Annotated in this window: 12 protein-coding genes; 3 read left to right on the forward strand and 9 right to left on the reverse strand. The window is 54.5% G+C overall.

The window, feature by feature from the left end; genetic code table 11:
- The first annotated feature begins 3 nt into the window (after positions 1-3).
- Entirely contained in the window at positions 4-1,074 is a 1,071-nt protein-coding gene (gene dadX / locus OGX95_RS21270; RefSeq protein WP_286630893.1) for a catabolic alanine racemase DadX, read from the forward strand.
- Positions 1,075-1,125: 51 nt separating this feature from the next.
- Here dadX and OGX95_RS21275 read toward each other — a convergent pair whose 3' ends face one another.
- Positions 1,126-2,859, reverse strand: a complete 1,734-nt coding sequence (locus OGX95_RS21275) for a potassium/proton antiporter (RefSeq protein ID WP_040232328.1) — start codon at positions 2,857-2,859, stop codon at positions 1,126-1,128.
- Between the two features lie 97 nt (positions 2,860-2,956).
- Positions 2,957-3,871, reverse strand: a complete 915-nt coding sequence (ldcA, locus tag OGX95_RS21280; RefSeq protein WP_286630894.1) for a muramoyltetrapeptide carboxypeptidase — start codon at positions 3,869-3,871, stop codon at positions 2,957-2,959.
- A 98-nt stretch (positions 3,872-3,969) separates the two neighbouring features.
- Between ldcA and emtA the strand changes: the two genes are divergently transcribed.
- Positions 3,970-4,581, forward strand: a complete 612-nt coding sequence (gene emtA / locus OGX95_RS21285; protein ID WP_040232326.1) for a membrane-bound lytic murein transglycosylase EmtA — start codon at positions 3,970-3,972, stop codon at positions 4,579-4,581.
- Positions 4,582-4,592: 11 nt separating this feature from the next.
- Here the strand turns inward: emtA and ycgR are convergent, their stop codons facing one another.
- Entirely contained in the window at positions 4,593-5,327 is a 735-nt protein-coding gene (ycgR, locus tag OGX95_RS21290; RefSeq protein ID WP_286630895.1) for a flagellar brake protein YcgR, read from the reverse strand.
- Positions 5,328-5,528: 201 nt separating this feature from the next.
- On the opposite strand from ycgR, the gene OGX95_RS21295 reads away from it, so the two are divergent.
- Positions 5,529-5,783, forward strand: a complete 255-nt coding sequence (locus OGX95_RS21295; protein WP_048212573.1) for a GlsB/YeaQ/YmgE family stress response membrane protein — start codon at positions 5,529-5,531, stop codon at positions 5,781-5,783.
- A gap of 47 nt (positions 5,784-5,830) precedes the next feature.
- On the opposite strand, the gene OGX95_RS21300 is transcribed toward OGX95_RS21295, so the two are convergent.
- The 6 genes from OGX95_RS21300 to OGX95_RS21325 are packed head-to-tail and all read right to left on the reverse strand — an operon-like array spanning position 5,831 to position 12,267.
- Complete coding sequence (locus OGX95_RS21300; RefSeq protein ID WP_286630896.1) at positions 5,831-7,801, reverse strand: TonB-dependent receptor plug domain-containing protein; 1,971 nt, start codon at positions 7,799-7,801, stop codon at positions 5,831-5,833.
- A 23-nt stretch (positions 7,802-7,824) separates the two neighbouring features.
- Positions 7,825-8,682, reverse strand: coding sequence for a ModD protein (gene modD / locus OGX95_RS21305; protein WP_286630897.1), 858 nt, complete (start codon positions 8,680-8,682; stop codon positions 7,825-7,827).
- Positions 8,679-9,491 carry a class I SAM-dependent methyltransferase gene (locus tag OGX95_RS21310; protein ID WP_286630898.1) on the reverse strand — a complete coding sequence of 271 codons (813 nt, stop codon included), beginning with the start codon at positions 9,489-9,491 and terminating at the stop codon, positions 8,679-8,681. Before OGX95_RS21310 ends, modD begins: the two co-directional genes overlap by 4 nt.
- A 9-nt stretch (positions 9,492-9,500) precedes the next feature.
- Positions 9,501-10,262: an ABC transporter ATP-binding protein gene (locus OGX95_RS21315; RefSeq protein ID WP_286630899.1), complete on the reverse strand. Its 762-nt coding sequence runs from the start codon at positions 10,260-10,262 to the stop codon at positions 9,501-9,503.
- Entirely contained in the window at positions 10,259-11,245 is a 987-nt protein-coding gene (locus tag OGX95_RS21320; protein ID WP_286630900.1) for a FecCD family ABC transporter permease, read from the reverse strand. The genes OGX95_RS21315 and OGX95_RS21320 overlap by 4 nt, the downstream gene beginning before the upstream one ends.
- Positions 11,245-12,267, reverse strand: a complete 1,023-nt coding sequence (locus tag OGX95_RS21325) for an ABC transporter substrate-binding protein (protein ID WP_286630901.1) — start codon at positions 12,265-12,267, stop codon at positions 11,245-11,247. The genes OGX95_RS21320 and OGX95_RS21325 overlap by 1 nt, the downstream gene beginning before the upstream one ends.
- Between the last annotated feature and the right edge of the window lie 33 nt (positions 12,268-12,300).

Here is a 12,300-nt window from a genome sequence, read left to right on the forward strand (position 1 = left end):
GAGATGACCCGCCCGATACTGGCCAGCATTGACCTGCAGGCGTTGAAACAAAACCTGACCATTACGCGTCAGGCTGCGCCGGACTCCCGCGTCTGGTCGGTCGTAAAGGCCAATGCCTACGGACACGGTATAGAACGTGTCTGGAATGCACTGGGAACGACCGATGGTTTCGCTATGCTCAATCTCGAGGAGGCGATTACCCTGCGGGAGCGGGGATGGAAAGGACCCATTTTAATGCTGGAGGGTTTTTTCCATGCCGAAGACCTGACGATCTATGACACATATCGTCTGACGACCTGTGTCCACAGTAACTGGCAGCTCAAAGCATTGCAAAATGCCCGCCTGAACGCACCGCTGGATATTTACCTGAAGGTGAATAGCGGCATGAACCGGCTGGGTTTCTTACCCGAGCGAGTGGCGACCGTCTGGCAACTGTTACGGGCAATGCCTAACGTGGGTGAAATGACGCTGATGTCGCATTTTGCTGATGCTGAACATCCGGATGGCATCAGGGACGCGATGGCGCGTATTGCACAGGCAACGGAAGGGCTGGAGTGTAGACGTTCGCTGTCGAATTCGGCTGCGACGCTGTGGCACCCACAAGCGCATTATGACTGGGTTCGTCCAGGCATTATTCTGTACGGCGCATCGCCATCGGGACAATGGCGGGATATTGCCAATACCGGACTTAAGCCAGTGATGACGCTGAGCAGTGAGATTATCGGTGTGCAAACGCTGAAAGCAGGCGACCGGGTTGGTTACGGTGGCCGTTACACTGCCAGCGGTGACCAGCGCATTGGAATTGTGGCGACAGGCTATGCCGATGGTTATCCGCGCCATGCTCCGAGTGGGACGCCTGTACTGGTGGACGGTGTACGTACCGGGACAGTCGGCACGGTATCCATGGATATGCTGGCGGTTGACCTGACACCCTGCCCACAGGCGGGGATAGGAACGCCTGTGGAACTGTGGGGCAAAGAGATTAAAATTGACGATGTGGCAACAGCGGCAGGCACGGTCGGCTATGAATTAATGTGCTCGCTGGCGCTGCGCGTGCCGGTAGTGACGGTGTAACTTTTGTCGGCCGGGTAAGGCGTAGCCGCCACCCGGCAAAAAACATCTGCGTTATTCATCCTCATCTTCTGCCACGCGGACACCCACTTTCAGCACGGCATTATCTTCTTTTTCGGCTACCGTCCAGATCATACCGGCAAATTCCACCTGGTCACCGACGACCGGCGCAGCACCCAACAGTTGCTGAACAATTTCACCCAGCGTTTGCTGCTTATCGCGATACCCGGTGCCATCCTCCAGGCCATAAATCAGTGCCACATCGGCATATTTCGCGCTGGCTTCGAGAATAAAATCACCAAAGAAACGCTGGTCTAACGACACTGGCGGTGACTGGCTGAACAGCTTGCCTAAGGCGGGCAGGTCGCGTTCGCGACCAATGACGCACAGCACATCGCCTTCACGCAGGCGGGTACTGCCTGATGGGTGAAACAGCACGTTGTCACGAAACAGTGCGGCAATACGCGTTTCTTCTGGCATATGCAGGTCGCGCAGTGCGGCACCCACGCACCACTTATCTGCGCTCAGTTGATAAACAAACTGCTCCCAGGGATTATCCGGGTGAATATCGAGACCAATACGAGAAACTGGCCAGCCAACAGGAGGTACCACGACTTTGGCTTTTTTGGCGGCCCACGACAGCGATGTTCCCTGGAACAGCAGCGAGATCAGTACCACAAAGAATGCGACGTTAAAGAACAAACGCGCATTTTCCAGACCCGCCATCATCGGGAAGACGGCAAGGATGATCGGTACCGCACCGCGCAAGCCAACCCAGCTAATGAAGATGCGTTCGCGCAGATTGAAACCACGAAATGGCAGCAATCCGGCGAACACCGACAACGGACGCGCGAAGAAAATCATCCAGGCGGACAAAATCAGCGCCGGAATCGCGATCGGCAACAGGTCGGACGGCGTCACCAGCAATCCCAGCACCAGGAACATGGCAATTTGCGCCAGCCAGGCCAGTCCGTCAAAGTTTTGCAGAATACCGAATCGGTTGCGGATCGGGCGATTTCCCAGCAGGAAACCACACAGATAAACCGCCAGAATACCGCTGCCTTCAAGCGCGGTAGTCAGGGCAAAAATCAGGATCCCGCCGCTTAAGGCCAGCAGCGGATACAGACCGGCAGGCAGTGAAATACGATTAATCATCTGCTGGAGCAGGTATCCGCCGCCGAGACCGATAGCGATGCCTAAGCCAAACTGCTGGATAATATGCACGGCGAACATCCAGCTTAAACCGGTCTCGTGGTTCTGGATCATTTCGATAAGCGTAATAGTCAGAAATACGGCCATTGGGTCATTACTACCTGACTCAATTTCCAGCGTCGAGCCTACACGTTCGTTAAGTCCTTTACCGCCGAGCAGGGAAAATACCGCTGCGGCATCGGTTGAGCCGACAATCGCGCCAATCAGCAGCCCTTCGATGAGATCCAGATGAAACAGCCATGCCGCCATCATGCCGGTTAAACCAGAGGTAATCAGCACGCCCACGGTCGCCAGCGATAATGCCGGGCCTAGCGCAACACGAAAGGAGCTGGCCTGAGTCCGCATCCCGCCGTCAAGCAGGATCACGGCCAAAGCCAGGTTACTCACCATGTAGGCAAAAGGGTAGTTATCAAAAGGAATGCCGCCAACACCGTCCACGCCCGCTAACATGCCAATAGCGAGGAAAATCACCAGAATCGGGATACCAAGACGTGATGAGAATGAACTAAGCAAGATACTGCAGGTGACGAGAACGGAACCCAAAATAAAAAGGCTAATGATTGCTGCGGCATCCAACGTTCGGTTACTCCTGAATTACGCTGTTTCGTATTAATAAACCCTAACATAATAACGACAGAAACAGCGTTTTACTTAGCCCTGAGGACGGCTTTTTTTACGATTTAAGAACCGGATGTCCGGAGATTGTGAGTTGACTGCCGTTTTTATCATTTTTCAGCACGGCTTTAGCTCCTAAAGGTAAGGTGACGGTGCGTTGTTCATGGCCAAAATCGAGGCCGCTTAACAGTGGAACGGATAATTTGGCACGCAAAAACTCACAGACTGAATCAAGACTGTAACCGGCATCATAATCATTTGGCGCACTGCCGCTAAAACTGCCGAGAATGATGGCGTTCTGGCGGGCGAGTATCCCGGCATTATAAAGTTGTAGCAGCATGCGCTCGATGCGAAACGGGTGTTCGTTGATGTCTTCCAGCACCAGAATGCCGTTCTCGATGGTGGGCATCCACGGCGTTCCCATCAGCGAAATGAGCATTGCCAGATTTCCTCCCCACAGCGTGCCTTCGGTAGCGCAATCCGGGCCATGGCCTTGCCAGTCGAGGGTAAATTCGGCATTGCGCAAAGCCTGCCAAAAATGGTGCTCGGTAAATGCGTTCATTTCTTCGGCACCGAAGTTAGCTGCCAGCATCGGGCCACTAAACGAGATGACATGACTCTTCGCCAGCAGCCCACACTGAATGGCCGTAAAATCGCTGTGACCACATAGCAAGAGTGGGTCCTGCTGCTGACGAACGGTCAGCCCCTGCCAGTCAATATCCGCCAGCAAACGGCTCGCACCGTAGCCGCCGCGCACCGCCATCACGATAGTATCGGGCGTTTTTAGCTCAACGAGTGAATTCACATCCGCCAGGCGCTCTGCTTCGGTACCGGCAAAACGCTGACAGCGGCGGGCAATGACGGCGGTGTTATCGACCTGATGGCCGGCCTCGGTAAGACGGGCAAGCCCACGTAATGCTGCCTGCTGGTTGATACAGTAGCCCGACGGGGCAATTAAGTGAAACCGGGACATGGCATTTCCTTGCTACAACCAAAACCAAATGTATATCATGCCGCGTAGGTATGTCGTTGTCACCTCAGCGACAGGTTCCGGCTATAAGGATAGATGACGTGAAATTGAGATGGTTTGCTTTTTTGGTTGTAATACTTGCGGGCTGTAGTTCAAAACAGGATTACAAAAATCCGCCATGGAACGCAGAAGTTCCGGTTAAACGCGCGATGCAATGGATGCCTATCAGTGAAAAAGCCGGTGCTGCCTGGGGAGTGAGCCCGCAATTGATTACGGCGATTATCGCTATTGAATCAGGGGGTAACCCCAATGCAGTCAGTAAATCTAATGCCATCGGTCTGATGCAGCTTAAAGCCTCCACCTCCGGGCGGGATGTTTATCGTCGCATGGGATGGAGCGGAGAGCCATCGACCAGTGAGCTGAAAAATCCAGAGCGCAATATCTCCATGGGGGCGGCGTATCTGAGCATTCTTGAAACTGGCCCGCTGGCGGGAATAGAAGACCCACAGGTGATGCAATATGCGCTGGTGGTGTCATACGCGAACGGTGCGGGGGCGCTGCTGCGGACATTCTCCTCTGACAGGAAAAAAGCCATCAGTAAAATCAACGATCTGAGTGCGGATGAGTTTTTCGAGCATGTTGTTGATAACCATCCTGCGCCGCAGGCTCCACGTTATATCTGGAAGCTTCAGCGAGCGCTGGATGCGATGTAACGCGCGTGATATTACTCGCGCACTTTATTCGATTTTTCCCGAGCCTCGCGCTCAAGTGAAAAAATAATCCGCTGTAAATTCCGCTCCACCGCCGGGCCGACGTTGAGAAAACGAAAGCTCAGGCGGGGAGTGGTGATGGTCTCATTTTTCCCGTCGATCACTTTTCGCTCGGTAATCGAGATGAGCTGGGCATCAACGTGGTACACGCCCCATTGTTCCATATTCAGTTCAACCTGCGAGAAGCGCATACCTTCGACCAGCCCCTCCGGTGTAGCCCCTTCTAATAGTGCCCCCATGCCGCCAAGGGACAAATCGAATAAGCGAAAATGCAGGATACTGTTGTCCGGCATTTTCGCCTTGCAGTGATAGGGCGGGTGTAACGGTGCACCGATGCGGAAGTATTCCCGGCGCTGAACGAACCACAGCGAAGGTGGCAACGATGAGACAAAAGCGGGCAATCGTTGATACTCGCCTTTTATCAGTTGGGGGAGGGTAAACTCCACCTTGGCACCCTGAGTTTCGGCGATAATTGAGATCTGGCTGGCGCGTTGCACGGCCTGGTTTTCATATTCCTGACTGCCAAAATCCATGATCAATTCGTCCGGGCTGACAGCAAGAATTTTGCTAATGAACTGACCTCCTGACCAGGAGATACGCAGCGGAACCTGCTGTGAATTTAAGTCCCGGAGTACCCCTAATACTGCGAGCGGGTTTTGCTTCAGGAACTGCTCATTGTAGTTACTCACACCTAATGACTCCTGGATACCTGGCTTATCGTTGGGTTATCGGCATCGCGAGACGGAACTTAATACAAATGGATGAAATTTTTTACCAAAGCCAATGAATTAAGTCTGAGTGCAAACAGCAGGTAGCGATGGCTTGCCTATACTTAACGTGCTGGCGCAGGAGTGTCTTGCGCGTGCGTTCACTGGAAAGAGGGCCTGAAAATGGGAATTATTGCCTGGATTATTTTTGGTCTGATTGCGGGGGTTATCGCCAAGCTGATTATGCCGGGGCGTGATGGCGGCGGGTTTATCCTGACCTGCATTCTCGGTATTGTCGGTGCTGTGGTCGGTGGGTGGCTGGCAACGATGTTTGGTATCGGCGGCGATGTCAGTGGGTTTAATCTCCACAGCTTCCTGGTGGCCGTGGTCGGCGCGATTGTGGTACTGGGTGTTTTCCGACTGGTACGACGAGATTAACAGAACGGCCCCTGCGGGGGCCGTTTACTTCTCTGAATGGCGATACGTTAGAACGTATACTCAACCCCGGCCCAGTAATTTCGACCTTCTTCGATAAACCCTTCGCTGTAGACGTACTGTGTATCAAACAGGTTGTTGATCGACGCGTTAACGCTAAAGCCATGCCCGATGGTGTAATCTGCCCGCAGGTGGGTAATGGCGAATCCGGCCGCTTTTTGTGAACCATCAGAATTGCTATAGCTTGAAGAGCGGGCTTCTTCGGACAGCGTAATGCTGAGTGGATCCCATGGTTTCAGCGTCATCCAGGCGGTTAGCGTTTGCGTTGGCAGATCGGTAATTTTACCGATGTCGCTGCGTTTAACGTCAGCATGGATAAGACCGTAGCTCAGCCCCACATCCAGCATGTCAAAGACCTTACCTTTGACGCCTGCATCCAGGCCGGTGTAATCCACCCGACCACTGTTTTGGTTCTGAATCGTGTCGGCATCAATATTGTGGGACAGAATCGCATCAGTAATGCGGTTGTAATACACGCTGGCTTCGAATCCCCAGTTCTGGGTGAACGAACCGTTCCATGTGAGATCGACGCTACGGGCGCGTTCCGGTTTTAGCTGCGGGTTGACCAGCGCTACCTGGTTATAAGCCGGTTTTGACGTGGTGTAGCGTTCTTTCAGTGTGGGGAAGCGCGTTCTGTCAGAGTAGGAGAGCGCTAACGTGTCAGAATTTTCAAAGTGGTATTTGGTCATTACCTGCCAGTTAAAGGCGGACTGGTTGTTGTCATCATAATGGGTAACGCTGCCGTTTTTCTCGTGCTTCATCCCCTCTACGCTGTCACGCCAGTCGTAGCTGATACCCGCCACCACATCGACATTATCCGCAGCCGCCCATTGATATTCACTGGCGACAGACCAGGTGCGATCTTCGTAGCGGTCATAAGCTGCATTCGGAGCCCCTTTTTCGCGATGAACATCGTCTTTCCAGTTCACGGCGAAAGAGAGCATATCGTTTTCCCGCATATCTGCGGAAAGCTGCAAACCCGCGCCGTCGCTGTAGTCAGAATAATGGCTGTAGCTGCCTTTCTTATTTTTCAGATCGGCAAGGGAATTGTACATCATCAGTGTATTTTCAAAGGTGTCGCGATACAGGCGGCTTTTCAATGTAAAGCGATCGCCCAAATGCGTGGTGCCCTGATAGTAATAACTTTCTTTATCATACTGTGGCCATTGCCAATAACGTGATTTCTGGCTGCTGGTCCCGGCATAGGGCGGGTTATCTTTTTCGCCGTCCTGATTAATGTAGGTCAGAACATACTCATCATCGCCGCGTGGCGTGAATCCCAGTTTCACGATGCCGCGTTTATCATCGGCTGACGAGTTGGTAATCTTGCCATTGCTGCCCGCTACCGGGTTATCAACACCATGAGGTAATCCGAGGAAATCCTGTTTTAGCTGGCTACCACTGAGCTGGATATATCCGAGATCGTTGCTGGCACCGAACGAAGCGTGCATATCATGGGCATTGTCTTTGCTACGGCTCCAGCCCTGACGATACCCTATAGAGCCTTCAATCGGTTTGGTGGGCCTTTTGGTGGTGATGTTGATAGCGCCACCCATCTGGTTCGGCCCCTGTAGTAAGGATGAGTAGCCTTTAGAGACTTCGACAGAAGCGATATCGGATGTCAGAAAACGACCTAAATCAAGGTTGCCATCGTAGGGGATGTACACCGGAACACCGTCGAAAAAGACCGGGACCTGACGGCTGTCAAAACCGCGTACCTTCACTTGTTGCTCATTACGGTTACCGGATTTCTGCAGCACGACGCCGGGAACGACGCTTAGCGCCTGCGCCACGTTTTGTTTATCCAGTTGCTGCATCGTTTCCTGGCCGAGAACCGTAGTGGTTGCGGCGGAGGCCGGACTAGACCAGACGGTCATGGTTTCGCTTTCCTGCCCAGCAAAAGCACCTTGCGCGAAAGCAAACGACAGGGCTGTGTAAAGACAACTTTTGTTGAAATTCATTATTTATAGTCCATTTATAAATGTTATATGCCACGTGCATCCGGGCTCAGGCTAACTTTGATATCCGCCGGTGGGGCGTAGTAAGGCGCGGAGGTGATAAAGAGCCTGATGCCACAGTCGAGATAACTCGCCAGCGAGGCGAGGGTAATGCCGCCAGTCAGCGCCAGCGTGCAATGGGGGGCCAGAGAAGGTGCCAGGCGAGCGATGTCTGCTGCCTGCTCAGGGGTAAACTTATCGAGTTGCAGCACATCAGGCGCAGCATGCAGCGCGGCCTGTGCCTCATCGGGGGTATCTGCTTCGACCACAATCATTTTTTCTGGCGCATGGGCGCGTAGCTGCGCGACTGCCGCGGCCCAGTCGTTCGGATCGGCAAGAAAGCGGCGATGATTCGCAAACAGCAGAACGGTTTCGGCGCACCCGCCCCGGTGGATAATGCCCCCGGCAGCAAGGATCGCCTGGGTCGCCAGCATACGGGTGCCAGGGATAGTTTTGCGGGTGCAGGCAATCTGGCCATCAGGATAGCGCTGACGTAGGATGTTCAGCATATTGTCGAGATAGCGTGAGACACCGCAACTCCACTCCAGCACGTTCTGTACCGCTTTCCAGCCCTGGTGTAGTGCCGCTGCGTTACCGTGTGCGCGTAGAAGTAACTGTCCGGTGTTCGCCCGTTCGCCATCTGCCACAAGGTCGGTAACGGTCAAACCCAGTGATGTCAGCATTTGTCTGGCAATAGCGGTTCCGCTCACGCACCCGCCCTGGCGGTGATAAAAACCCATACTTCCTGGCTGTGCGCCGATACCCAACGCGCGGGTAGTTAAATCACCGCCCTGAATATCCTCCAGCAGCAGCGCATCGACTTGCGCCTGTGAGAAGTAGATCATTGCAGCGCCTCCCGCGGTACGCTGTCCCACCAGATAAGCGCCCAGTCGCGACTGGCGGGCGCGATGGAGCGAGGGTCCTGCTGATGATACCAGTGCTCCAGACGCTCAATTTCGTCGGTGCTCAGTTCCCCCATGCTCCAGCGCACGTTCTCCAGAAAACGTGTCCAGGTGCTGTTGTCCTGCTGACAGTTTGGTCCACGGATAAAATCAACATGTGCATGAATGCCCATCTGATACAAAACATTCAGTGCATAGATATAGTTGGGAAGCTCAATCACCTCGCGCCCCAACGCGCGCTGAATAGTGGGTGATACAAATGAGGAACTGACGAGATGGGTGGTGTAAACCCGTAACCGTGCCTGATTATTCAGTTTGGTCATGGCCTGGCGCATATCGGCAACCAGCGTCGAACGTGAGGCGACGGCGATATCACACTGAGGTAAATCGTCCCAGTGTTCTTCCCAGGCGCGCTGCACCCACTGTACGTGACGCACGTCCATCTGCCCGGCACGGCGAGCGGCAACGCTCAGCATTCCCTGGCTGTAGTCTACGCCGTAAACGATCGGCATTTTTTTGGCCAGCGCCAGCGCAACCGTTCCGGGGCCGCAACCCATATCAAACAGTGATTCAGCACCTTTCAGGTCAATCTTGCTCAATAGCTGGAGCAGGTAGCTGTCGGTCAATGAGGCGCAATTCTCTGCCATTTTTTCCGCGCGTTTGTCCCAGTGCTCTGGTTTTTTCTCGGTTCGCTTCGCCAGAAGTAACTGTTTGCGGTACAGGTCAGCAAAATCAATGTCGTCAATGAGCATCGTGATTCCTTAATCGTGTGAGCCAAAGAGGTGATGGGCTATTTGTGAGGGCGTGACCCGATACAGCGTGGCCAGACGTTCAGCAGCCAGTTGGTGTTCAGGCCCCCCCTGTGACACCAGACCGTCTGGCTCGACGCGCACCACGCTGTCGGCAATGGCGCGTGCATGCAACGGATGGTGGGTCGACATCAGCAGCGCCATGCCAGAATCTTTTAGCGTGACCAGTGTGTCGAGCAGTCGGATCTGGTGACCAAAATCGAGGCTGGAAGCCGGTTCATCCAGCAGTAAAAGACGTGGACGTTGTGCCAGCGCACGGGCAATCAACACCAGTTGGCGTTCACCACCACTGAGTGTGTTCCAGCGCCGGGGCGCGAGATGTGGGATCGCCAGCACGTCCAGTTGTTCAAGGGCGATATCGCGCTCTTTGACACCGGGAACGGAAAATGCCGCCATTTGCGGGGCCAGTCCCATCATCACCATGTCCAGAGCCGTGAAGGCAAACGCACCGTCATGTGCCTGAGGAACCCAGGCGATGGCGGCGGCGCGTTCACGGTCGCTGAGATGATTAACCGCGATACCATCGAGCGTAATGTGGCCAGCAAGCGGTGGAAGAACGCCAAGAATGGTACGCATCAGGGTGGTTTTCCCGCTGCCATTGGCGCCAATCAGGCAACAGATTGACCCCGGTGCGACGCTAAACGAGACATCGCGTAATACAGGGTGTCGGGAATGGTAACCGAGAGAAGCATGTTGTACGGCCAGCAGCGTCATTGTCGGCCTCCCCGGAGCAGAAGTAACAGGAAGAAGGGGGCACCAATAAACGCGGTCAGGATCCCCAGCGGGATTTCCGTGCTGCTCAGGGTACGGGCAAGGGTATCTGTCAGCAGCAGTAAAATAGCGCCGATCCCCATTGAAACGGGCAGTAGCCGTTGGTGGTTGTTCCCGCAAAGCAGTCTGCCAATGTGTGGCACCACCAGCCCAATCCAGCCAATAATTCCGGCAATCGCCACTGTACAGGCGGTGATAAGCGTGGCGCAGATAATCAGCCAGAGTCGCAGTCGGGATACGTTGATACCCAGAGAACGGGCTTCATCATCCGAGAGGGTGAGCAAATTCATACGCCAGCGTAGCAGTAACAGCGGCACCAAACCTGCCACAATCAGCGGTGCGGACAACCACAGGTCATGGGCGGTGATGGTCGACAGACCACCGAGTAGCCAGAAGGTAATCGACGGTAGCTGGGTATACGGGTCAGCCAGCGTTTTGATGAGCGAAATTCCTGCGCCGCACACCGTACCTAACGCAATGCCGACCAGCACAAGGGTGAGTACCGGATCGTGGCGTTTTACCCGCTGGGTGATGAGCCACACGCCCGCCACCACTAACAGGCCACCGACAAACGCATACAGTTGACTAAACAGGATCGGTAAACCCAGCAGGATGGCTGTACAGGCCCCTAAACCCGCCCCGGCCGCCACGCCGAGAATATCCGGCGATACCAGTGGGTTACGGAACATACCCTGATAAGTGGTCCCTGCGCCTGCCAGAGCAGCACCCAGCAGCAATGCAGCCAGAATGCGTGGCAATCGAATCTGCCAGAAGACGATTTTGTCCTGTGCCGGCACGCCTGGATGGTCAGCAATGAGGCTCATCACCTGCCGGGCATCCAGGCGGTATGCACCTGAAACCGTTGCGACGATGACACACGCGGCAATGGCTGCGATCAACAGGACACTCAGCGTTGTCATTCTCATCAGAGTGCCACCAGCTTCTGAAACTGTGCATCGCTTAATGAGGTGTGCCAGAACAACTCTGCGTAGCGCTGCATATCGGTCTTAAAGTGGGTTTCAATTTGGGGGTCAAGCCACGCGTGCAGGCGACGCAATCCCAGCAACCGGTTGATGCCAGGCGGGGCGTCCAGCCAGCCAAACGGCAGTCCGCTGAGAAACAGAATACGTTGCTCAGCAACGGCTTTGACCCCTTGCCAGATGGGATCTTCTCGCAGGTACTGTGCTGTTACTGCATCCTGAACCAGAATAATATCGGGCTGCCAGCTCAACAGATTTTCCATGGATACCTGGGTCAATCCATGTCGTCCCGGGATTTGCGCGACATTGTGTAATCCCAGTAACTCTGGAGCTTCGGTATGCAGTGACCCCTGCAAACCGGTTTCCAGTCCTCTGGCACCGCGTGCGGCATAAAAGCGCAGTTTTGCTGCGGGGGAGTGCGAAAACGCATCTGCGTCATCAATAAATTGACGGGCCAGTGCGGCTTGTGCTGAGGCCCGTGTTGCCGTACCCAGCGCGGCCCCAGCGGCTTGCAGTTGCGCCGGGGTTTGTCGGAGCTCGCCGTTAATCAGCAGCCATGGAACGCGCGTTTGCGCGTTGACCTGCCGGGCTTGAGAAAGCCAGGTTTCATCAGCATTGCCGCAGTCAACCACCAGATCGGGTTTCAGCGCTAACAAGGCCTCCAGTGACAGGGTGCTGGCGCGTCCTGCCAGTCTTCCTAACTTCGGTAACGTCAAAATGTCATGATGGAACGGCACTGCAGCCTGGTGAGAAAAATCAAATGATGAAAATCCCACCAGCTTTTCCGGTGCGACAGCCAGCAATAGCATATCGGCAGGTGCTCCGGCACTGACTACGCGCTGGATGGTGTCGGGTAACGGCGGTGAACCGACAGCAACGGTAAGCGGTGTTTGGGCAAGAGCCGGAAAATGGCGTAACAGCAGCGCAGATGCCACGAGTTGGGCAAACATCCTTCTTGTCAGTGGCATTATGTTGATCCTGAACAGTCATAAAATCGCTAT

It is taken from the genome of Citrobacter sp. Cu233 (assembly GCF_030332225.1).
Taxonomy (GTDB): Bacteria; Pseudomonadota; Gammaproteobacteria; order Enterobacterales; family Enterobacteriaceae; genus Citrobacter.